This is a genomic window from Campylobacter suis, assembly GCF_905120475.1.
In the GTDB taxonomy this organism is placed as follows: domain Bacteria; phylum Campylobacterota; class Campylobacteria; order Campylobacterales; family Campylobacteraceae; genus Campylobacter_A; species Campylobacter_A suis.
In genome coordinates this window covers 316151-339485 of sequence record NZ_CAJHOE010000001.1, presented here as the reverse complement: position 1 = coordinate 339485, position 23335 = coordinate 316151, and the positions used below count along the sequence as shown (strand labels likewise).

The window sequence follows — 23335 nt, the reverse complement described above, 5'->3', positions numbered from 1 at the left end:
GTGTTATAAAATTTTATTAAAATTTTAGTTGCAAATATTAATTTTAAGAAAAGTTTTGTTAGAATGCATTTTTTAAAAATTTACAAAAGGAGCTATTTGTGTTTTCTTTTCTTAAAGCGTCTGCTCCGTCTGAAGACAAAATTCCAGACAAAGATGTAGATGCACACTACAAAAAACTACGCTGGCAGGTATTTGCGGGCGTTTTCATAGGATATGCGGCCTATTATCTCATCCGCAAAAACTTCTCGCTCGCCATGCCATATCTTACCGATAAGGCTGGCGAATATGCAGCTTACGGCTACACAAAAGCCGATCTTGGTATCGTTATGTCTATGCTTGGGCTAGCGTATGGTATCTCAAAATTTGTTATGGGCAATGTCTCAGATAGAAGCAACCCAAAGTACTTCATCACTATCTGACTTATCGGCTCTGCGATCGTAACGCTCATTTTTGGTTTGGTTCCGGGAGTATTTACAAGCATTACAGCTATGGTTATCCTTGGTACTTTAAACGGCTGGTTTCAAGGCATGGGCTATCCTCCTGGCGCAAAAACTATGACAAACTGGTTTAGTCCATCTGAACGCGGTGTGTGGTGGAGCTGGTGGAATGTCTCGCACAACCTTGGTGGCGGACTCATCGGACCACTTGCTTTGCTTGGACTTTCTATATTTGGTGCGTGGCAGTCGCTGTTTTACTTCCCAGCGATCATAGCTATCTTGGCTGCATTTGTGATGTATGGACTTATGCATGATACGCCAGAGTCAAAGGGCTTACCGCCAGTTGAAGAGTACAAAGGCGAAAAACACGTACAAAAGGTAGAGTCGGCTCACACGCTAAGTGCTATGGATATTTTTAAAAAATACATCCTTGGCAACAAATTCCTTTGGGCGATAGCTATTGCAAATATATTTGTCTATTTCATCCGCTATGGTATCATCGATTGGGCGCCAACATACTTAAAAGAGGTTAAGCACTTTACGGTAGATAAGCAAAGTTGGGCATATTTTATGTATGAGTATGCTGGAATTTTTGGAATGCTAGCAAGCGGCTATCTAAGCGATAAGGTCTTTAAGGGACACCGTGCGCCTCCTATGCTTATATTTATGGTGGGTGTTTTGATAGCTGTTATTGTTTATTGGACAAATCCGGCTGGAAATGAGTGGGTTGATTACGCTTGCTTGATAGCTATTGGCTTTTTGATCTATGGTCCAGTTATGATGATAGGACTTCAAGCAGCCGACCTTGTTCCAAGGGTTGCCACAGGAACTGCAACTGGCCTAACTGGTCTTTTTGGCTACTTACTAGGCACGGTGAGTGCTGGCTGGGTTATGGGCAAACTCGTTGATGTGTTTGGCTGGGACGGCGGATTTTACGCGCTGATAGTGGCTTGCGTATTAGCATTTATCTTTATAGCCTACACCCTACTTCACAAAACATCTCGTCAGCTTGAAAGCTAGAAATTTATGGGGCGTTTTAAAGCGCCCCAAACCACTCAAACAAAAACAAATTCTTACTACTTTTTGTGGATTTGACATCACGCTAAATTTTAAAAGCAATGTAAAAAATATGCGTTTAAAAGTATCAAAAGAGGCTAAAATTTCACTCTCCTTGCCATTTTATGCCACTCAAAAATCAGCATTTTTGTTTTTACAAACACACAAAGATTGGCTTATAAAAACTTACGAAAAAGCAAAAGATACGCTGCCAAAAGATGATGAGTTTGTCTTTTTAGGTCAAATATATAAAATAAAATTTGATGAAAATTTAAAAGAAGTTTTGATAAAAAATGATGAAATTTTTATAAAAGATAAAAATGCACTTGAAGAGTTTAAAAAAAGCAAAGCAAAAGAAATTTTTATAAATTTCATAGATAAATTTAGACCAAAAATAAAAAAAGATATAAACCACATAAGCATTAAAAACATGCAAACTCGCTGGGGTAGCTGTAATAGCAAAAAAGGCTACATCAACCTAAATCTAAATCTCATACAAAAGCCGCCTATCTTGATAGAATATGTCATCTTGCACGAGCTATCACACCTGATATATCCACATCATAAAAGCGAATTTTATGACTTCATAGAAAGCATTATGCCAGATTTTAGACAAAGAGAGATAGCACTAAACAAAAAATAATTTTTAATATGCTAAAATAGAATAAATCTCAAAAACAAAAGGGTAAAAATGAGAAATTTTATGATTTTAGCTATATTTTGCGTATCTATACTGATGGCCCAAAATTTACAAGAACATATCAATGAATGTGAAAATAACATAGCAAAAAGTTGCTCTGAGGTAGCGGCAAAGCTTATGCAAGATGATAAGACAAAAGCATTTGATCTATTTAAAAAAGCGTGCGAGCTAAATGACGCAAATGCTTGCAGTGTGGCTGGTTCGTTTTTAATCGATGCTCAAAATTTCAAAGAAGCAAAGATATTTTTTGATAAATCATGCGAGCTTAAAGATAAGCTAGGATGTGAATTTGCACTAGACTTAGAGCGCTCTAAAAAACTATGAAAAATAGTAGCCAAAAGGCTACTATTTTAAGCTATCTCTTTTGCTTTATCACTTTTATTTTTAATCCACTGAGTTACAAAAACAAAGGCATATATACCCGCACCCACCATATATCCTACATACTCATTTGGTATGACTGAATACTTAGCGCAGATATTTGGCACTAGCGATAGTGGGACTACTGGGATTAAAAGTAGTCTTTCCCAAAGACGAATTTTCGTAACAAAATATCCTTGCAAGATACTTGAAAAAGCAAACATGCCAATGATAGCCATTGCAAATACAAGCAACATCTCAAGAGGATTACTCATCCAAACTATACCTTTTGCGTCAAGAGGGTTTGAAGCGTCAACACTTTCAATAAGCATAAGTTTATTATTAAAGAAAAATGCAAATGGCAATATAGCTGTACGAAGGTCATAAAAAAAGCCTTGCAAGCCAACAGTTACAGGGTTTGCCTTAGCTATGCCTGCTGCAGCATATGCTGCTATACCAACTGGTGGTGTATCATCAGCCAAAATTCCAAAATAAAACACAAACATATGCGCTGCGATAGCTGGCACCAAAAAGCCATTTTTATAGGCAAGCATTAAGATAACTGGTGCAACAAGACTTGAAACAACGATGTAGTTTGCTGTCGTTGGAAGCCCCATGCCAAGGATTAAAGACATAAGTGCTGTCAGCATTAAAATAAGTATGATATTGTTACCAGCAAGGTTTTCTACAACCTCTGAAAGAACCTGACCAAGCCCAGTAAGCGATATAGAACCTACTATGATACCAGCAAGACCAGTTGCAACAGCGATTGTCGTCATACTTTTTGCCGCTGTTACCATTGCCCAGAAAATATCGCTAAACCCAACCAAAACATCAGCTCTACTTATCTTTTGTCCCTGAGCTAATTTTTTAGTTGGTTCTTGAAAGATCATTATCAAAAACAAAAACCCAATAGCATTAAACGCTGCTGATATGGCGGACTCTTTGGCTATTAAAAGTGTATACATAAGGACAAAAATAGGCGTTAGATAATGGATACCACTTAGAAAAATTTTAAGCTTTGACTCATATTCGCTATTTTTAATACCCTTAAGCCCAAGCTTGCAGCTTTCTAAATGCACGATAAAAAATAAAGATATATAACAAGCAAATGCTGGTATAACCGCAGCAACCATGACATTAGTATATGTCATACCCAAAAACTCAGCGATTATAAATGCTGCTGCTCCCATAATAGGTGGCATAAGCTGACCATTAACCCCAGCCGCAACCTCTATCGCACCAGCCTTGGTTCTACTAAGTCCTGCTTGCTTCATTAATGGTATTGTAAAAGTGCCAACTGTTACGACATTTGCAGTTGAGCTACCACTTACCATGCCAGTTAATCCACTAGCAATAACTGAAGCTTTAGCTGGTCCTCCACGGAATTTTCCAAGCAAACTAAATGCTAGATTTATAAAATACTGCCCTGCTCCAGCTCGCTCCAAAAGCGACCCAAATAAAACAAACAGATAAATGAAACTTACGCTAACACCGATTGGAACACCAAAAACACCTTCAGTCGTTAAAAACATGTGTCCTGCTAGTTTTTGTATACTTGCACCTTGATGAGCTATAATGTCTGGCATATACTGACCAAAATAATCATACACCAAAAATAAAATTCCTATAATACCAAGTGCAGGTCCTAGCACACGCCTTCCAGCCTCAAGAAGTAGTAATACAGCAATACAAGCAACAATAATATCACGCTGCAAATAATCCCCAGGTCTATTTGCTAAAGCATAAAATTCTATCGCAGGATAAAGCACGGCAAGAGCGCCTATAATACAAAATGCAATGTCATAAAGCGGCATGCTAACATGGGCTTTTTTATGAAATTTAACAGGATATAGCAAATACACAAGCGCTATGGCAAAACCTAAATGCAGTGAGCGAGCTATCGTGGTATTTAGCGGAAAATAGGCAATATAAAGCTGAAAAACAGACCAAGAAAAACACAAAAATACAACCAGATAGTTATAAAAGCCGCCTTTTATCTCTCTAGTTTTTACCTCGACAAACTGCTCTTCATTTTCATTTATCTCTTTCATTTTGCCCCTTGAAATTTTAGAAGTAGCTCCGATTATAGCGATTTTTAAATTTTACTTCGCTTACATCGGAGCTTTTAAGTTTTATTTTAATATACCAGCCTCTTTAAATACAGCTTCAGCAGCTGGGTGAAGTGGCGCAGAAAGTCCCTCTACAAGGCTCTCTTTTGTGATAGCGCCAAGTGCTGGGTGAAGCGTTTTATACTCATCAAAGTTATCAACTATCGCTTTTACAACAGCCTTAACAACAGCATCACTGACACTTTTGTCTGCAACCAAAACAGCCTTCACACCAATAGTGTTTGTATCGTGATCAACACCCTCATAAAGACCTTTTGGTATCACACCTTTCGCAAAATATGGAAAGTCAGCAAGCATTTTGTCAATCTCTGGACCATCAACATTTAAAATATCGATCGGTAGAGAATTTGCCGCATCTGTAATGTTCGCAGTTGGGTGTCCTACCATATATGTATAGCCATCTATCTTCTTATCTTTTAGCGCATGCGGGCACTCTTGAGCAGTTAGAACACCGCGGTGAGCAAGAGAATTTACATCTACACCTTTTGCCTTAAGAACTTCAAGCGTAGTTAGCTCATTGCCACTACCAGGGTTTCCGACATTAAATTTCTTGCCAACGATACCTGTTATATCTTTAATACCACTATCTTTTGAAACAACAAAAGCCAAAAGCTCAGGGTAGATAGACACTACAGCGCGTAAATTTGTATCAGCCGCGCCATCAAATTTACCTTTGCCGTTATACTTGTCAAAAACAACATCACTTTGTGAGAAGCCAAATGTTAGCTCTTTTTTCAGGACATTGTTAACATTATAAACCGAACCACCGGTTGATTGTACTGAACACTTCATGTTTGGATCTTTATTTACCAAGCGACAAATCGCACCACCGATAGGATAGTAAGTACCAGTCATACCGCCTGTTCCTATACTAACAAACTCCTTTGCGCCAAGTGTTGAAGCCAGCAGCAAACCTGAAAGTATCAATGAACTTTTCTTCATTTTCTTCTCCTTATTTTGAAGTTGTTTCATTTTGACATTTTTATGATTTTTTTGCAAGAGCTTTTATGAAAATTTTTAAATTTTTTATAAAAATGTGTAAAAAAGTAACTTGCTTATAATTTTTTTTTACTTAAGAAAATTTTTATATTATTTTTTAAATCAACTAATTTTTTATATAAAATATCGATATTTAGCCACTTGTATGTGTATTTTTGTATTTTTTAAAATTTATTTTTGTAAGAATTAGATTATATTTTTGATTGCAGGCATTTTCATACTCTTTAAAAAAGCTATCTTAAAGAGTATGAAATTTTTTTAGTCTATAAATCTTTTTGTTAGCCCAGCATACGCCTCTATCCTACGGTCGCGTAAAAATGGCCAAATTCTACGCACCTCTTCGCTTCGTTTCATATCGATTTGTGCTAAAAAGCACTTCTCGCTTTCACTATCCGTGCGTAAAATTTGCTCCCCTTGCGCCCCAAAAATAAAGCTATTTCCCCAAAATCGTATCCCATCAGCTACGCCTGAGCTATCAGGCTCAAAGCCCACGCGATTTACCGCTACGACGGGCAAGCCATTTGCCACAGCGTGTCCCCTTTGCACCGCTACCCACGCCTCAAGCTGACGCGACTTTTCATCATCGCGATCACCATCAAACCAACCAATAGCCGTGGGATAAATTAGAATTTCCGCCCCTTTTAACGCCATAAGCCTAGCAGCCTCTGGATACCACTGATCCCAGCAAACCAACACGCCAAGTCGCCCGACACTAGTATTTATCGGCTCAAAGCCAATATCACCCGGCGTAAAGTAAAATTTCTCATAAAAAAGCGGATCATCGGGGATATGCATCTTGCGGTATTTACCCGCTATGCTACCGTCCTTTTCAAAGACAAAAGCAGTGTTGTGATAAAGCCCAGCCGTTCGCTTCTCAAAGAGCGAAGTTACCAAAACTACGCCGTTTTGCTTAGCCACATCGCTCCAAAACGCCACATCGCTCTCCCACTCATTTGCTAGATCGAAAAACTGCGTATCCTCGCTTTGGCAAAAATACTGCGTTTGATGAAGCTCTTGAAGCACGACAAGCTCGGCTCCGCCTTGCTTTGCATTTGCGATCAGCTCACAAGTTTTGGCATTTGTAGCCTCTTTTGTGCCGTAAAATTTTTGCTGAATTAAAGCTATTTTTAAGCTATCATTTTTCATTTTTTCTCCTAAGTTTTTTTAATTATAACAAATTTTTAACTCTCATCATCATACGGATCAAGATGTATCGTTATCTCCCACGCAAACTCGCTAAATTTCCTCCTTATCTCATCTTCAATCTCGTTTGAGATAGAGTGTGCGTCGATGAGTAAAATTTGAGCGTTAAAGACTAGATGAACGCTTAAATAGCAAGTCTGTCCACTTTTTCGGCTCATAAGTGAGTGAAAGCTAGAAATTTCACTTTTTGCGTTTATCATATCTTTTATCTGTATGATTTTTTCGCTCTCAAGTGCCTCATCGAGCAAGGCAAAAACGCTATTTTTCATAAGGGATATGGCTTGATTTGCGATATATCCGCTAATTAACACTCCAAAAATCGCGTCAATTATCATAAATCCTGTAAATTTGATAACAATGAGTGCGGCTATAACTGCTAAATTTGTATAAAAATCGCTCTTATAATGAAGTGCGTCAGCCTGTAAAATCAAGCTTTGAGTGCGTTTTGCATTTTGACTTAGATAATAGCTTAACGCTCCAGTTACCGCAAGTGAAAAAATCATAACATAAAGGCTTAAATCTGTGTCTATCTCGTTATTTTCAGCGCCAAATTTCATAACGCTTTCATAAAATATAAACCCAGCCACGCCAACTATCAAAAGCCCCTCAAACAACGCTGCTAACGCCTCGAGTTTAGCAAAACCGAAGTTAAATTTCTCATTTGGCTTTTGCTTTGATTTTTTAAAAGCGATGAAATTTAAAGCAGACACAAGCAGATCAAGCAAAGAGTCAATCGCCGAGCTAAGCAGCAAAATAGAGCCACTAAAAACCCCGGCGATAAATTTTACCACAGCCAAGCAAAACGCCGTAATAGCCGCTATCACGATGGGTTTTGTAGCTGTGTTTTGTGGCTTCATTTAATCTATTTTACCTAAAAATTTATTTTGGCTTGAGCAGTGAAGTGAGCCGTTTTGTCGCACGAAAACGAGCGAATTTACGCCCACTATTTTTTTATCTGGCAAAGATGATTTAAGGCGAGAAAGTACGATCTCATCGTTATCATCGCCGTATGTTGGCACGATGAGTGCGTCATTTACAAAGATAAAATTTGTGTAAGTACAACCAAGCCTAGAGCCATCATAAAATTTCGCCTTTGGTATCGGCAAGGCAACTAGCTTAAAGCCCGAGTTTTCAAGTTCTTGTTTCATTAAATTTAGCTCTTCATAATGCTCATCAGCCTCATCATCACAGCTTGCATACGCGATGGTATCAGGCGTAATGAAACGCGCTAAGGTATCGATGTGATGATCGGTGTCATCGCCCTTTATAAAGCCGTGTTTTAGCCAGATTACGCGTTTTAAGCCAAAAAGTTCGCGCAGTTTTTGCTCGATCTCATCTTTGCTTAAATGCGCGTTTCTGTTTTCATTTAGCAAACAATGTTCAGTCGTTAAAAGCACACCATCGCCGTTAAATTCAACACTTCCGCCCTCCAAAACAAAGTCAATTTGCTTTAAGTTTGTCGGTATGATTTTTGCGATTTGAGAATTTACGCCATCATCTTTACTGCTCTCAAACTTCCCGCCCCAGGCGTTAAATTTAAAATCATAGCTCAAAATCTCATCATCTTTTTTTACATCGATAAATCCATAATCACGCACCCAAGTATCGTTTGTGTCTATCTTTAAAGCAACCGTATTAGGAAATTTTGAAAATCTAGCCAAAATTTTCTCATCAGGGCATATCAAAGCCACCTTTTGAAACGGCACAACAGCACTAACTAGCTCTTCATAACTATCTAAAATTTCATCTAAATATGGCTTCCAGTCGGTGTTTTTGTGCGGCAAAGATACAAAAAGCAACTCTTGCCTCTCCCACTCTGCAAATGCTCTAATTTTCATTATTTTTACCTTTTCTTAAAATTTTATAAATCCCATAAATCGTAATGCCTATCCAAAAAATTTCTATCAAAAATGAGCCTAGATTAAAATGAACACAAAGCGAGATGATAAGCAAAATCGCACCAAGTAAGTTTATAAGCTGAAAGCCCATACTATCGCTATCTATTCTGCCCATTTGTAGTAGCAAATACCCTCCTACAATGCAAATCATACCCAAAAATCCGATAAACTGAAAAATATCCATACACTTCCTAAATTTTATCTATAATTTACTCAAATTTTATAAAATACAAGCTTAAATCTTATTTTAAAGGAGATTGTATGAAAAAAATTGCACTTACAATGACTGTTGCACTAGCAGCCACCTGTTGTTTTGGCTTTGATTATGTCAAAGATGCAGCCAAAAATTCGCTACCTTATGAGCCAAAAATGCAAGAGTTTAAGCTTCCAAATGGTATTGATGAAAACGGCGTTATAGATGAGAAAATTTTAGGTGACTCGCCTTTTGCAAAGACTGTAATTTTTGGTTCAAAACTTGTCAATGAAACTTCTAGGTATCTTGGTCCAAATGCAAAAGATGAGAAAAAACGCTTTGCGGGCAATAACTACTCATGTTCAAGCTGTCATACTTACGGCGGAGTTGTGCCAAATCACTCGCCATTTGTTGGAATTTACGCAAGATTTCCGCAATACAACTCACGAGCAGATCAAGTTGTAACTCTACAAGACCGCATAAATGGCTGCTTTCAACACTCAATGGCAGGCAAGCCTATACCAAATAACTCAAAAGAGATGCGTGCTATGGTAACATATATGCAGTGGCTATCGACTGGATATGGGGTGGGCGATAGGGTTAAAGGACAGGGGATATTAAAAGCTGAGCTTTTAGATCGTGCTGCTGATCCTGTAAAAGGTAAAGAAATTTATGCTCAAAAATGTGCATCTTGTCACGGAGAAAATGGAGAAGGCGTTGTAAATGCGGAGTTTGAAAAAGGTGGGGATTATTATCTTTTCCCATCGCTTTGGGAAAAGGACAGCTACAACACAGGGGCTGGCATGTATAGGCTCATAAAGGCTGCCGAATATATCAAATCAACAATGCCAAAAGGCGATGAAACGCTAAGCTGGGAGGATAGTTTTGATGTGGCAGCTTATATAAATTCTCACGAACGACCGATAAAAAGCGACCGAGAAAAGGATTTTCCAGATCTTGATATAAAGCCTATGGATATGGATGTAGCTCCTTATAATGATGGATTTGATGAAAAAACTCATCGTTTTGGTCCATATCAGCAGATGATAAAAAGATAAATTTTATCCCAAAAACTTGTATTAATACTAGATTTGTCTTTAAATTTAGTATTAATACGCTAAAATCTCGCAAAATTTAAATAACAAATAGGAAAATATGGATTTTGAGTTTATAAAGCAGTTTTATCCTATGTATGTTGATGCTGGAATTTTAACACTCAAGCTTGCATTTTTGGGGATAGTGCTATCTATTATAATCGGTGCTTTTTGTACGGCAGCTCGCTATTTTAATGTAAAATTTGCCTTACCTTTTATCGATGCTTATATAGAGCTAAGTCGCAATACACCGCTTTTAATACAACTTTTTTTCTTATACTACGCCCTGCCAAAGATAGGCATATCAATGAGTGGATTTACCTGTGCGGTCGTGGGACTTGCGTTTTTGGGTGGCAGTTATATGGCTGAGAGTTTTAGACTGGGATATGAATCAGTGCGTCGCTCGCAGATAGAAGCTGGCATGAGTATTGGGCTAAGCAAGTCGCAAATTTTATACCATGTCGTAAGCCCTCAAGCATTTGCAGTCTCGCTGCCATCTGTGAGCGCAAATATTATATTTTTATTAAAAGAAACTAGTATAGTTAGCATTGTGGCTTTAGCGGATTTGGTTTATGTAGCAAAGGATATTATCGGGCTTTATTATATGACAGACGAGGCACTTTTTATGCTAGTAGTAAGCTACCTAGCTATCATACTTCCTATATCTTTAGGGCTAACTTGGCTTGAAAAAAGGATAGCTCGTGCAAGGGGCTGAAATTTTACTAAATCCACAAGTACTATGGAGATTGTTTGAAGGCCTTGTTGTGAGCCTTGAAATTTCAGTTATCTCGATACTTATCTCGCTTGTTGGCGGAGTGATATTTGGTATTGCGATGAGTCTTAAAAACAAAATAGTCTATGCTGTTTTAAAAATTTGCCTTGAGATAGTGCGCATTATGCCCACTATCGTGTGGCTTTTTATATTTTATTTTGGCATACCAAGAGCAACAGGCATTCACATCTCTGCATTTGCAGCATCACTTTTAGTGTTTAGTATCTGGGGTATTTTTGAGATGATGGATATAGTTAGAGGAGCGGTTGTATCTATACCAAAACATCAGTTTGAAAGCGCCTCATCACTTGGGCTTAGTAAGGTTAAAATTTATCGCTATGTCATCATACCACTTGCATTTAGAAGACTGGTTCCAGGTGCTGTAAATTTGCTAAGTAGAATGATAAAAACCACTTCAATAGTCGTTTTAATAGGCGTTGTAGAGGTTGTTAAAGTTGGTCAGCAAATCATTGAAACCTATGTTTTTTCAAATAATATGGTTCAGTTTTGGGTGTATAGCTTTATATTCTTTTTATATTTTATAATCTGCTATCCTATATCAAAATTTTCAAAAAAACTAGAGAAGCGCTGGGGCTAAGGAGTAAATTTGAGTTATATTTTAGAGCTAAAAAATGTTAATAAATTTTATGGGCAAATGCACGCGTTAAAAGATATCAATCTACAAGTAGAACAGGGCGAAGTAGTCGTTTTTTTAGGGCCTTCAGGATGCGGAAAGTCAACAACACTACGCTGTATAAATGGGCTTGAAAGCATAGCTAGTGGAGAGATAGTAATAAATTCAGATGTTGTAACAAAAGAGTATAAAAACTGGAATAAAATGCGCCAGCGCGTTGGTATGGTCTTTCAAAACTATGAGCTTTTTGAACATATGAATGTGCTTGAAAATATCCTACTTGGTCCCGTAAAAGCACAGGGCAGAGAGCGCAAAGATGTTGAAAAAGAGGCTGATATGTGGCTCGAAAAAGTGGGTCTTACAAATAAAAAATTTGCCTATCCAAAAGAACTTTCAGGCGGTCAAAAACAACGCATAGCAATTGTCAGGGCACTTTGCATGAAGCCAGATCTGATGTTGTTTGATGAAGTTACAGCTGCGCTTGATCCAGAGATAGTGCGCGAGGTTTTGGATGTTATTTTGGGACTTGCAAAAGATGGCATGACTATGCTAATAGTAACTCATGAGATGGAATTTGCACAAAAAGTGGCTGATAGGATAGTTTTTATGGATGCTGGCGAGATAGTTGAGCAAAGCAGTCCTAATGAGTTTTTCTCAAATCCAAAAAGTGAGCGTGCAAAAAAATTTCTAAATCTTTTTCATTTTTAAGACTAAAAAACTCTTAATATAAATCAATGAAATTTTTTATCGTTTAGTATAAAATAGCTGAAATTTTTAAAAAAGGATAAAAGATGGAAAAATTAGTTTGGAAAGATAAAAAATTTAACGGCGTTACAGTCACAAAAATGCACGAAATGAATGGCACAAAAGAGATACGCATAAACCTGGAAAAAGGTGCTGTTATGAAAGAACATCAAGCTCCAGGTGCCATTAGCGTACAAATTTTAAAAGGGCAGATAGAATTTGGTGTAAATCAAGAAAGCATAGAGCTAAATGAGCTTGATATGATAACGCTTGACGCAAATGTCCCTCACTCACTCATAGCATTACAAAACTCAATCGTTCGCCTAAGCCTTAGCAAAAATGATGATGTAAGCCGTGTTTTTAGTGTTTTAAAATAAACACAAAAAGGGGCAGACAAGCTTGCCCCACTCATTTTAACTCTTTTTTGAGTACTTTTTAGGTTTTAGCTTTTTATCGCTCTTCGTATCTTTTTTAGGCGACTTTTTTGATACTTTTTTAGTAGCAACTGCCACTTTGTCTATTATCTTATTTGCCTTTTCGCTACTTAATCCACGCACCTTAAAAAGCTCATTAGTGCTAGTAAATTTTCTTACTTTTCGATATTTTATGATATTTAAGGCTTCAGTTTTGTTAAGTCCAAGCGACATTAACTCTTTACTACTTGCCGTATTTAAATCTAGTGCAAGAGAGTAAGCTGTTAAAAATGTAGTTAAGGCTAAAATTTTAAATATTTTCAAAATATCATCTCCTCGTTTACATCGCCATCGCCTTGTGGGATATCTGACATATCAACTGGAATTTCAGGCATCATCATACTCTTTGGCAAAGGAGAGTCACTTGTATAAAACTCATCTTTGCCTTCAAAATTTGCCTTAAAAACACCATCAGGTTGTATAAAATTTCGTCTTAAATTTGGATACTGCTTTGCATAAAGTTGCATAAAGTGCTTAAATACAGGTGCCGCCGTCCTGCCACCTCCTTCAACCTTTTTCATCGGGGTGTTGTCATCATTTCCATACCATATTATAGCCTGAACATCTGGGCTATATCCAGCAAACCACGCATCTATGTTGTTGTTTGTCGTGCCAGTTTTGCCAGCTATTTGTATACCAGATGTTTTAGCATTTTTACCAGTGCCGTTTTCTACAACATTTCGCATAAGCGTAGTCATCAAAAATGCCTGCTCAGGTTTTGTTACTTGATAGCGATTTGGCTCAAATTTTATAAAATGACCAAATCTATTTTCAACACTTTTTATAAGAGTCGGCTCGACAACTTCGCCCTCGTTTGGAAACATAGAGTAAGCTTTGGCAAACTCAACAAGAGAGATGCCAAAGCTACCAAGAGCGATAGATAAATTTTCAGGAATTCCATTAAAGCCCATGCGTTCAAGTTCGTTTTTAACTCTACTTAAACCAAGATCGCTTAGCATATTGATAGTAGCTAAATTTCGTGACTTCGTAAGAGCCTCTTTGATGCTTATAAACCCGCTAAAGCCGCCGCCATAGTTTTTTGGTGTCCACTCTTCGCCATTACCCATACTAAAACTTCTTGCTATATCAGCAATCTGAGAGACCACAGAGCAACCACTATCAAGAGCTATCTGATAGATAAATGGTTTAAAGCTAGAGCCTGGCTGGCGGCGACTTTGGGTAGCACGGTTATAGTTACTCTTTGCATAATCAACCCCGCCAACAAGAGCAAGTATCTCACCAGTTTGTGGACGAGTGACGACTATTGCGCCATTTAACACATTTGCATTTGCTTTTTTGTCGCGCTTTAAAATTTCTTTATAACCAAATACAAGGGAGTCATTTGCCATCTTTTGCACATCAAGATCAACCGTGCTTACGACCCTATATCCACCAGTTTTTATATCATCAACCTTTTTTGAAAGCTCTTTTATAATCTCATCAACCACATAAGGAGCCTTGTTTCGACTTAAGGTGTCATCAAAAACAGCTGGCTCTTCAAGCATACTTTTTCTATACTCATCCTCATTTATCCAGCCAATATTATACATACGCTCAAGCACTCTGTTTGCGCGCCCCAAAGACAGATCAAGGTGTTTTGTCGGATCGTATGAACTTGGCGCTTTTGGCAAGCCAACAAGTATCGCCATCTCTTTTAAGCTTAGCTGGTCAAGCTCTTTGCGAAAATATCCTTGCGCGGCAGTTTTAACACCGTAATATCCATGCCCAAAATAGACATGATTTAAGTACCGCTCTATAACTTCCTCTTTTGTAAGTTCATTATCAATTTTTATAGCCAAAACCATCTCTTTTAGCTTTCGCATTATCTTTTTTTCGCTTGAAAGGGCTAAATTTTTCACAAGCTGTTGAGTTAATGTACTCGCTCCCTCAACAAATTTACCAGCCTTAATGTCTTTTATAAGCGCACGCATAATAGCCTCGGCATTTATTCCGCCATGCTCAAAATAGCTCGTATCCTCGATCGCTACAAGAGCCTCTATAAGCCTAGCTGGGATATTATCGTACGCTACATATACGCGGTTTTCTTCAAAGACATTTGCTATAAGCTCGTTGTTTGTATCATAAATTTGGGTAGCAAGCTTTGGTTTATAATCAATCACATCAAAAGCGTCAAAACGAACATGCGAATAAATATAAACAAATCCGCCAGCAAGCACGGCGCAACCCAAGAAAAATAGAGTCAAAATATATCTCATAAAAATGCCTTTAAAATTTCTACATTTAGTCCGCGAGCGGTGCTTGTATCGCCTACCTGCGAGAGGATATAGCGCTTGTTAAACCCCTCAACCATCATGGCTCCAGCCTTATCCATACAAAGCCCACTGGCGATATAGTTATCAACTTCGGTTTCATCAAATTTTGCAAACTTATAAGTCGTACAGCTCACATTTATAAGCTCAAATTTTTTAGAATAAAATATCATAGCAGTAACAACACTAGCGCTATTTTCACTCTGCATATCAAGCAGTCTTTTTGCATCATCTTTATCTTTTGGTTTTCCTAAAATTTTACCATCACACACAACGCAACTATCAGCAAAAAGCACATCAAAAATATCTGCATAAGCATTTAAAAACTGCTTCTTTTTAGATTTTACAACAGCTAAAACATAGGCATTTGGGCTTAAATCTTTAGCAACCAAACTCTCATCATAATCAAACGAAATTTGCCTAAAGCTAATGTCAGCTTCAGTTAAAATTTTTGCTCTAGTTTGCGAACTTGATGCAAGAACTATCACTAAAAACACCTATACGCAACGCCAAGATAGACAGTGCCGACACAAATAACAGCACTAAAAGGTATAAAATATTTTAAGATAATTATCAAATTTTCATGCGCTTCTATCATATCTCCAGCATTTAGTGCTTTTAAGCTCTTTAAGCGCACAAAACCGATATAAACGGTATTTACAAGTATCAACCCAGACAAAAAATGCTTTGTTGCGAGTATAGCATTTGCCATTGGGTCAGCACTTTTTATGGTGTCTGTGTTGCCCAGCATAAAACCCGTGATAAAAATAATAACGACAAGAAAGACACTTGCGTAACCAAAAAATTTTATAGCCCTTAATATCTCTTCATAGAGTTTTCGCTCCAAAAATTCCTTCATAAAAAAGCGAAATATCACCCAAAAGCTAGCCTGGATCCCCATCAAAAGAGCTACCGCCACCATGTGCAAAAATGGCACAAAGTGTCCGAGTCTGGCAAATGCGATATTGTAACTTGGTTCCATTACGCTAATTTTTCTTTTACAAACTCTATCGCTGATCTCACAGCATTTTCAAGCTCTTGTGCGTTTTTGCCACCAGCCGTTGCAAAATCGTCCTTTCCGCCACCATTTCCGCCTAAAATTTGTGCCGCCATCTTAACCCACTCACCAGCCTTAATGCTTGCGTTTTTCACACCAGCGGTGATTAAAATTTTATCATCACTAACGACTTGCATTAGCATTATAGCGGCCTTTTCGTGCTGATTTTTAAACTCATCTATCATCGTTTTTATATCGCCACTCTCAGCGACCGCTATACAGACCTTAACCCCACTCACATCAAAAAAGTCTAAATTTTGAGAACTTGCAGCGTTTTTAGCCTTTTGTTTTAAGTTCTTTATCTCATCTTTTAGCTTTTTTATAGCCATCATCGGCTCAACACTTTTTAGCTCAGTTTTTATCTCATCAAGCTCTTTTCTTAAACTTTGTGCATACTCTAGTGCCGAGCTTGAGCAAATCGCCTCAATTCGCCTTACTCCCGCACTCACGCCACTTTCTTTTACGATAAAAAACGCGCCGATTTCATTGATATTTTTTACATGCGTTCCACCGCAAAGCTCTTTGCTCACATCGCCAAAGCTTAGCACTCGCACCTTCTCATCATATTTTTCGCCAAAAAGTGCGATCGCACCGCTATTTTTAGCGGCTTCTATATCCATTATCTCAGTCTTTGCGACCGCCCCATTTACGATGGCTAAATTTACAAAAGCCTCGATCTTGTCAAGCTCTTCGCTTGTAAGTGCCTTAGGATGTGAAAAGTCAAATCTAAGCTTATTTGTTTCCACGCTTGAACCAGCCTGAGCTACATGTGAGCCTAAAATTTTACGAAGTGCTGCGTGAAGTAGGTGTGTCGCGCTGTGATGGCGTGCTATCTCGGTGCGTTCGCTACTTACAACAGCTTTTATCTCATCGCCCACGCTTAAATTTTCACTTGCTTCAACACACGATAAATTTAGCCCGTGAAATTTTTGTGTATCAAGCACATTTGCCTTATTTGCAAACTCACCGCTATCACCCTTTTGACCGCCACTTTGAGCGTAAAACGGAGTGCTATCTAGCATCACCCAGCCACGCTCACCCACGCCCAAGCTTTGCACTCTTTTATACTCGCTATCTAGCAGGGCTAAAATTTTACTATTGCTCTCTAAGCTTTCATAGCCTATAAATTTATTCTCACCAAATTCCTCTAAAAGCTCCTTAAAATCGCCCTTTGCACTCTTATCCCCGCTACCTTTCCAAGCAGCCTTTGCGCGAGCCTTTTGCTCCGCCATCAGCTCATCAAACCTAGCCTCATCGACCTTTAACCCCTTATCCCTTAGCATATCAGCCGTTAGATCAAGCGGAAAGCCGTAAGTATCGTAAAGCTTAAACGCCACATCACCGCTAAATACGCCCTTTGTCTTTGCTAGTTCGTCATTAAACAGCTCAAGCCCACTCGCGATAGTAGTGAAAAATCTCTCCTCTTCAAGCCTTATCTGCTCTTTTACGCTCTGTTGTTTTTCAGCCAGATAGGTGTAGTGTGAGCCCATTTGAGCGACCACGACATCGACAAGCTTATACATAAATGGCTCTTTTATACCAAGCAGATATCCATGCCTTACCGCACGGCGTAAAATTCGTCGAAGCACGTATCCACGCCCCTCTTTGTCAAAATTTACACCCTGAGCTAGTAAAAATGTAACCGAGCGTATATGATCGCTTATCACGCGGTAACTTGCCCCGCTCTCATACTCATACTTCTTACCGCAAAGCCCAGCCACTGCGTCAATGTAAGGCATAAAAAGATCGCTATCGTAGTTGCTAAATTTGCCTTGCATTATCGCGCTAACTCTCTCAAGTCCCATGCCAGTGTCGATACTTGGCTTTGGAAGTGGGCTCATAGTGCCATTCTCGCTTCTTTCAAACTGCATAAAGACTAGGTTCCAGATCTCCAAAAAGCGGTCGCCATCTCCGCCCATATAGTCTTCACTCGTGTTAAAATGCTCCGCACCTTGATCGTAAAATATCTCGCTACACGGACCACACGGACCAGTATCGCCCATCTGCCAGAAGTTATCTTTATCGCCAAATTTATAAATTCTCTCTTTTTCGATGTGCTTTTGCCATATCTCATAAGCCTCATCATCGTTTTCATGCACGGTTACATAAAGGCGGTCTTTTGGCAGTTTTAGCACCTCTGTCACAAACTCCCACGCATAAGCTATCGCGTCCGTTTTAAAATACTCACCAAAGCTGAAATTTCCAAGCATTTCAAAAAATGTATGGTGGCGTGCGGTGTAGCCGACATTATCAAGGTCGTTGTGCTTTCCGCCCGCTCTTATGCAGGTCTGACAGCTAGTGCGAATGGGTGGTGTCGGGCGTGGGACTTCGCCTGTAAAAATGCTCTTAAACGGCACCATTCCAGCGTTTGTAAAAAGAAGTGTCGCATCGTTTGGCACGAGCGGAGCTGAAGCGATAACCTCATGTCCCTTGTTTTTAAAAAAATCTAAATAAGCTTGTCTAACATCAAAATTTGCCATTGTGTTTCCTATTTTTAGTTTAAAATACTAGATTTTAGCGAAAATTTGTTTTTAATTTTATAAAACGGGTGCTATAATGATAAAAACCATAAAATGGAGCAAAAAAATGGAAATTTATGACTTTAAAGTTAGGTCAATAAATGGCGCAGACAAGTATCTAAGTGATTATAAGGGCAAGGTTTTGCTAATCGTAAATACCGCTAGCCTTTGTGGCTTTACTCCGCAATACGACGAACTGCAAATGCTTTATAGCAAATTTAAAGACAAAGGACTTTGCATACTTGGCTTTCCTTGCAATCAATTCATGGATCAAGAACCAGATAGCGATGCCGAAATTTTAGACAAATGCGAGCTAAATTTTGGTATAAAATTTGATATGTTTGCTAGGTGTGATGTTAGGGGTGAAAATGCTATACCACTATTTAAGCACCTTACAAGCAAACAGCCATTTAAGGGACTAGATCCAAACCACCCACTCACATCTGCGGTCGTTGAGCTTATAGAGCAGTATTATCCAGAGCTTTTAAAGCCAGGAAATAACGAAGTAAAGTGGAATTTTACAAAATTTATAGTTGATCAAAATGGCGATGTGGTAGCACGTTTTGAGCCTACTGCACCTATGAAAGAAATAGTGTCGTTTGTTGAAAAACTGCTTAAAAACTAACATTTAGCTTTTTAAAAGATTTTTGTAAATATAATACTAGCAAAATTCTCAAAGGAGCGTGATGAAACCACGAGTTGGCATCCTTGGCTATAGTACTGGCGGAAAAGCACACTATAGCGAGCTTCGGCGCTCTGATAAATTTGAGGTTTGCGGTGTGTTTGAAAGCGATGGCGTGGATGAGTATTGCCGTGCTGAAATTTACACAAATTTTAAAATTTTTATAGAAAATGCCGCTCCAAATGCCATAGTTATTAGCCTTGAAGAAAAAGATGTTTTTGAAGCTTTTTGTGAGTGTGTAAAATATTGCAAAAACATTCTTTTATGCTTGCCTATTTGCAAAAGTATGGATGAGCTTGCACAGATGAAATATCTAGCCCATAAAAACGATGTAAGGGTGGCGCTATGCTTTAGTTCAAGGTTTAACCCGACCATTTTTTCACTGTTAAAAGAGCTTAAAAAAGAGGAAGAAGTTTATAGTATTGAAATTTTTCACTCCACTCTTGGTAGAGACTTAAATATCGTAAATGAGTTGCTTTTAAAAGACATTGATATGGCTAAAATCATCGCAGCAAGCGATATAGTGGAGCTAAATTCATCTTTTACAAATAGAGAAAACTCAAAAAGCTCTGACAATGCAAATTTAAAAATCAAATTTAAAAATCAAATTTTAACAAACATCACAAGCTCTTTAACTGGCTCGCTGGATAGGTATTTTGTAAATGTTCACGCAAGAAGCGGACTTTACTTTTGCGATCTTTTAAACAACAAACTTTATAAGCAAAATAATGAGGGTCAGATAAATTTAAAGGTAAATGCCGAAACCAGTGAACTAAGAATGCTTTATGATGAGTTTTTTGACCTTATACAGGCTGGTGGCAGCGACAAACTGGCGCTCCTTGATGACGCAATAAAAATAAAAGGACTTTTAGCTTGAAACTTATTTTACTACTAAATATGGGTGGGGCAAGTAGCCTTGATGACGTGGAAATTTTTCTTAAAAATATGTTTAATGACCCATGCATTTTGGGGATAAAAAATAATTTTTTTAGAAAAATTTTAGCTAGTTTTATAGTAAAAATGAGACTTCGCCCAGCACAAGAAAACTATAAACAAATAGGTGGCAAGTCGCCAATTGGCAAGCTGACACAAAGCCTTTGCAACAAACTAAACTCACTAGCACAAAGTGATGTAAAATTTGAATATGCAATGAACTATACCTCACCTTTTTGCAAAGATGTGTTGACTAGATACACTAATGTTGATGAGATTATCGTATTTGCACTATATCCACATCACTCCATAACAACGATAACATCAAGCTTAAAAGACTTTTATAAAGCATATAATGAGCTAAATTTAAAAGCGAAAGTGCGTGAAATTTCTGAGTTTTATGAGTGCGATGAGTACAATGAGCTTATCATAAATGACATAAAACAAAAGATAGCAAATGTGCAAGCAAGTGAAATTTCTTTGATATTTTCGGTACACTCTTTACCACAAAAAACTATAGATAAAGGCGATAAATACGAGAAGCATATAAATGAGCATGTTAAAATTTTAACTTCGATGCTTAGTCAAAAAGATATAAATTTTAAAGAGATAAAGCTAGCTTATCAGTCACGGTTAGGGCCTGTAAAGTGGTTAGAACCAAATTTAAGTGATGTTTTAAAAAAATTACAAAACAAAAAAGCACTCATCTATCCCCTATCATTTTGCGTGGATAACTCAGAGACTGTTTTTGAGCTTGATATAGAGTATAGACATATCGCAAAAGAGCTAAATTTTGAGTTTTATGAAGTTTGTAAATGTCCAAATGATAGTGATGAGTTTGTAAATTTTATACAAAATCAAATAAAGGAATAATTTTTGCTTGCTCTTTAAAAAACAAAGGAGAGCAAGATGAAAATTACTGAAAATTCTCAACTTTTAAATACACTTTCAAATGATAAAAAGGTGGCAAAAAGTAGCGACTTTGGCAATATTTTAAGCTCAAACATTAAAATTCTTCAAAGCAAACAAGAGACGCAAGAAAGTATAGATAAATTCAAAAAAGATCTTACAAAATATGGAGCCTACGCATTTTTAGCAAAACTTAATGAAGAAAAGATAGAAGAAAAAGTTGCAAAGAAAAAAGCTGAGCTTATAGAAACCTTTGGGTTAAATGACCCAACCAAGGCTGAACAAAAAGAGCAATTAACAAAACTTATAGAAGATATGCTAGCAGAGTACAAAAAAGAGCTTATGCTAAAAAATCAAAGCAACACACTACTTGAAAGATCACAAAATTTATCAGGCAGCAAACAAATGGGCGTAACACTAGCATCGCTACTTTCAGGGATCTAGTCCCTAACTATGCCGTCATCTTTATTTTTTGTATCTTTTGAGACTGAGTCTTGTGTTGGGCTTGGTATTAAGTAGCCCTCTCTTACAAGTAGCTCAACAGCCTCTTTAAAAGCTGGCAAGGCACTAAGTGAGCCAAAGTGATAATATTGCCTTTTAGGCTCTCTAGCCAAAACCCCTATCGTATAGCTGTGTCCGTGAGCATCATTTACAAAACCAAAAAATGAGCCATTATAAAGCTTGGCGTAACCACCACGAGAAGCTATGTGTGCCGTACCAGTCTTTCCGCCTATCTCAAGACCTGGGATATATGCTCGCTTGCCTGTACCACCCTCGACCACACGCACCAAAACGCGTTTCATTTGCTTGACAACTTCAGGCGAAAGTATCTCTTGTTTTGATGTTGTCGGAGAAATTTCTCCCCTTCTGCCGTTTCGCTCAAAATATTCGCCAAACATCGGAGTTATCAAATTTCCTTTATTATTAAAGACATTATAAGCTTTCATCATCTGCATAAATGTTGCACTCATACCATAACCATAACTAACAGTGGCTTTATAAGTTTCTGAGTCTAGTTTATTTGCAGTCGGAAGTATGCCAACTTGCTCATAAGGCATATCTATACCAGTTTTTTGTGAAAATCCAAATTTTGTTAGACCGCTATAAAACTCAACGCCACTGAGCCGTTTTGAAAGCATTATCATACCGATATTTGAGCTTTTTGCTATGACATCTTCGGCGCTCATCCTTGGTTCAGCTTTTGTATCTCTAATGATTCTACCCTTTAACTCATATCTGCCGTTAAAAGTTTCAATCATCTCACCAAGCCCTCTTATCTTATTTTCATTAAGCAAGATAGCAAAGACAAATGGCTTTATAACTGAGCCCACCTCGTAAGCATACTCGGTAGCAGTTGAGTTTAATGCCCTATAATCACCCCTTGTGATATTTGCAGGATCATATCTTGAGCTTGAAGCAAGGGCTAAAAATTTACCCGTGCTACTTTCCATAACGCCGATTAATATCTCTGTTGCATCAAGATACTCACGCTTTTGATCGGCTATCTTTTCAAGCATGCTTTGAAATTTTAGCGAGACACTGATATGCAAATTTAGCCCATCCACACGGTTTGCTATATTTGACTCGCTGGTTAAAACGATATTATTCTTAACATCTCTTGGACCTAAAAGTTTGGCGTCTTGAACGGGAGCCAGATACTCATCATAACTCTTTTCAAGCCCCTTTACGCCTGAACGCCTAGTTTTTTTATTATCCTCTTGCTTTCTTGAGTAACCTATAACTGGAGTTAAAACCTGCCCAGTAATATACGACCGGTTTTGCCCGCTCTCTACCACATCAAGACGGTTTAGCCTCATATTTCCATTTCCAACATCATAAGCGATAAAAACATTTTTACTTGAAAGCTTACGACTAAGCTCTTTTAGATATATCGCATCTTTTGCATCTACAGCATTTGAAAGCTGGACATATCCTTTTTTTTCATTTAAAATTTTGCGTATCTCTTTTTGGTCTTGATCTGTATAAAGAGAATAAAGCTTGATAAAAAGTTCCTTTTTTTCAGGGTCGATGCTGCGCGTATCTATCATAACCTTATAAAGTTTTTGACTAAATGCGACACTAAAACCATCTTTTGTGATGATGGAGCCTCTAATAGCTGTATTTTCCTCGCTAGTAACTAACTTTGGGAATTTTCTATCTGTCACAACACGAAAAACCATCACAGCTGAAAAAAGTAAAATTCCAAACAAGATAAGTATAAAAATGATAGTTATCTTAGCTTGTCTTGGATTTGTTGAATTTGACATAAA

Annotated in this window: 25 protein-coding genes; 13 read left to right on the top strand and 12 right to left on the bottom strand. The window is 37.8% G+C overall.

The features are described 5' to 3' along the window. Positions 1-98: 98 nt before the first annotated feature. The 4 genes from LQV35_RS01805 (at position 99) to LQV35_RS01790 (ending at position 2517) form a co-directional block, all read left to right on the top strand. Positions 99-419 carry a glycerol-3-phosphate transporter gene (locus LQV35_RS01805; RefSeq protein ID WP_230056157.1) on the top strand — a complete coding sequence of 107 codons (321 nt, stop codon included), beginning with the start codon at positions 99-101 and terminating at the stop codon, positions 417-419. Positions 420-422: 3 nt separating this feature from the next. Then, positions 423-1457 (top strand): MFS transporter, encoded by a 1035-nt coding sequence (locus LQV35_RS01800; protein ID WP_336245992.1) that lies wholly within the window; start codon positions 423-425, stop codon positions 1455-1457. 109 nt (positions 1458-1566) lie between these two features. Next, positions 1567-2136, top strand: coding sequence for a M48 family metallopeptidase (locus LQV35_RS01795; RefSeq protein ID WP_230056155.1), 570 nt, complete (start codon positions 1567-1569; stop codon positions 2134-2136). A 48-nt stretch (positions 2137-2184) separates the two neighbouring features. Beyond that, entirely contained in the window at positions 2185-2517 is a 333-nt protein-coding gene (locus LQV35_RS01790; protein ID WP_230056154.1) for an SEL1-like repeat protein, read from the top strand. A gap of 26 nt (positions 2518-2543) precedes the next feature. Here LQV35_RS01790 and LQV35_RS01785 read toward each other — a convergent pair whose 3' ends face one another. The 6 genes from LQV35_RS01785 to LQV35_RS01760 form a co-directional block, all read right to left on the bottom strand. After that, positions 2544-4607 (bottom strand): TRAP transporter permease, encoded by a 2064-nt coding sequence (locus LQV35_RS01785; RefSeq protein ID WP_230056153.1) that lies wholly within the window; start codon positions 4605-4607, stop codon positions 2544-2546. 81 nt (positions 4608-4688) lie between these two features. Continuing rightward, positions 4689-5627 (bottom strand): TAXI family TRAP transporter solute-binding subunit, encoded by a 939-nt coding sequence (locus LQV35_RS01780; protein WP_230056152.1) that lies wholly within the window; start codon positions 5625-5627, stop codon positions 4689-4691. 315 nt (positions 5628-5942) lie between these two features. After that, a complete protein-coding gene (locus LQV35_RS01775) occupies positions 5943-6830 on the bottom strand; it encodes a carbon-nitrogen hydrolase (protein WP_230056151.1) in 888 nt (295 codons plus the stop codon). Positions 6831-6865: 35 nt separating this feature from the next. After that, positions 6866-7744, bottom strand: a complete 879-nt coding sequence (locus LQV35_RS01770; RefSeq protein ID WP_230056150.1) for a cation diffusion facilitator family transporter — start codon at positions 7742-7744, stop codon at positions 6866-6868. Further along, a complete protein-coding gene (locus tag LQV35_RS01765; RefSeq protein ID WP_230056730.1) occupies positions 7745-8719 on the bottom strand; it encodes an agmatine deiminase family protein in 975 nt (324 codons plus the stop codon). Next, positions 8715-8969: a CBU_0592 family membrane protein gene (locus LQV35_RS01760; protein ID WP_230056149.1), complete on the bottom strand. Its 255-nt coding sequence runs from the start codon at positions 8967-8969 to the stop codon at positions 8715-8717. The genes LQV35_RS01765 and LQV35_RS01760 overlap by 5 nt, the downstream gene beginning before the upstream one ends. Before the next feature lie 77 nt (positions 8970-9046). Here LQV35_RS01760 and LQV35_RS01755 point away from each other — a divergent pair, with 77 nt between their 5' ends. From LQV35_RS01755 to LQV35_RS01735, 5 genes are all read left to right on the top strand, one after another. Next, positions 9047-10036 (top strand): c-type cytochrome, encoded by a 990-nt coding sequence (locus LQV35_RS01755; RefSeq protein ID WP_230056148.1) that lies wholly within the window; start codon positions 9047-9049, stop codon positions 10034-10036. Positions 10037-10133: 97 nt separating this feature from the next. Further along, a complete protein-coding gene (locus LQV35_RS01750; RefSeq protein ID WP_230056147.1) occupies positions 10134-10787 on the top strand; it encodes an amino acid ABC transporter permease in 654 nt (217 codons plus the stop codon). After that, positions 10774-11442: an amino acid ABC transporter permease gene (locus tag LQV35_RS01745; RefSeq protein ID WP_230056146.1), complete on the top strand. Its 669-nt coding sequence runs from the start codon at positions 10774-10776 to the stop codon at positions 11440-11442. The genes LQV35_RS01750 and LQV35_RS01745 overlap by 14 nt, the downstream gene beginning before the upstream one ends. Positions 11443-11499: 57 nt before the next feature. Beyond that, positions 11500-12186 (top strand): amino acid ABC transporter ATP-binding protein, encoded by a 687-nt coding sequence (locus LQV35_RS01740; protein ID WP_272491296.1) that lies wholly within the window; start codon positions 11500-11502, stop codon positions 12184-12186. 137 nt (positions 12187-12323) lie between these two features. After that, positions 12324-12599: a cupin domain-containing protein gene (locus LQV35_RS01735; RefSeq protein WP_230056728.1), complete on the top strand. Its 276-nt coding sequence runs from the start codon at positions 12324-12326 to the stop codon at positions 12597-12599. Between the two features lie 36 nt (positions 12600-12635). Here the strand turns inward: LQV35_RS01735 and LQV35_RS01730 are convergent, their stop codons facing one another. The 5 genes from LQV35_RS01730 to alaS are packed head-to-tail and all read right to left on the bottom strand — an operon-like array spanning position 12636 to position 18502. Then, positions 12636-12959: a ComEA family DNA-binding protein gene (locus LQV35_RS01730; protein ID WP_230056145.1), complete on the bottom strand. Its 324-nt coding sequence runs from the start codon at positions 12957-12959 to the stop codon at positions 12636-12638. Beyond that, entirely contained in the window at positions 12956-14911 is a 1956-nt protein-coding gene (locus LQV35_RS01725) for a transglycosylase domain-containing protein (RefSeq protein ID WP_230056144.1), read from the bottom strand. Before LQV35_RS01725 ends, LQV35_RS01730 begins: the two co-directional genes overlap by 4 nt. Continuing rightward, positions 14908-15453, bottom strand: a complete 546-nt coding sequence (maf, locus tag LQV35_RS01720; RefSeq protein WP_230056143.1) for a septum formation inhibitor Maf — start codon at positions 15451-15453, stop codon at positions 14908-14910. The genes LQV35_RS01725 and maf overlap by 4 nt, the downstream gene beginning before the upstream one ends. After that, a complete protein-coding gene (locus LQV35_RS01715) occupies positions 15453-15947 on the bottom strand; it encodes a 3-isopropylmalate dehydratase (protein ID WP_230056142.1) in 495 nt (164 codons plus the stop codon). Before LQV35_RS01715 ends, maf begins: the two co-directional genes overlap by 1 nt. Further along, positions 15947-18502, bottom strand: coding sequence for an alanine--tRNA ligase (gene alaS / locus LQV35_RS01710; protein ID WP_230056141.1), 2556 nt, complete (start codon positions 18500-18502; stop codon positions 15947-15949). The genes LQV35_RS01715 and alaS overlap by 1 nt, the downstream gene beginning before the upstream one ends. Positions 18503-18578: 76 nt before the next feature. Between alaS and LQV35_RS01705 the strand changes: the two genes are divergently transcribed. From LQV35_RS01705 to LQV35_RS01690, 4 genes are all read left to right on the top strand, one after another. Next, positions 18579-19166, top strand: a complete 588-nt coding sequence (locus LQV35_RS01705; protein ID WP_272491294.1) for a glutathione peroxidase — start codon at positions 18579-18581, stop codon at positions 19164-19166. A gap of 61 nt (positions 19167-19227) precedes the next feature. After that, positions 19228-20100: a Gfo/Idh/MocA family oxidoreductase gene (locus LQV35_RS01700; RefSeq protein ID WP_230056140.1), complete on the top strand. Its 873-nt coding sequence runs from the start codon at positions 19228-19230 to the stop codon at positions 20098-20100. Further along, entirely contained in the window at positions 20097-21029 is a 933-nt protein-coding gene (hemH, locus tag LQV35_RS01695) for a ferrochelatase (protein ID WP_268250079.1), read from the top strand. Before LQV35_RS01700 ends, hemH begins: the two co-directional genes overlap by 4 nt. A 36-nt stretch (positions 21030-21065) precedes the next feature. Next, entirely contained in the window at positions 21066-21509 is a 444-nt protein-coding gene (locus LQV35_RS01690) for a hypothetical protein (RefSeq protein ID WP_230056139.1), read from the top strand. On the opposite strand, the gene LQV35_RS01685 is transcribed toward LQV35_RS01690, so the two are convergent. Beyond that, entirely contained in the window at positions 21506-23332 is a 1827-nt protein-coding gene (locus LQV35_RS01685) for a peptidoglycan D,D-transpeptidase FtsI family protein (RefSeq protein WP_230056138.1), read from the bottom strand. The two genes, LQV35_RS01690 and LQV35_RS01685, sit on opposite strands and share 4 nt — an antisense overlap. Between the last annotated feature and the right edge of the window lie 3 nt (positions 23333-23335).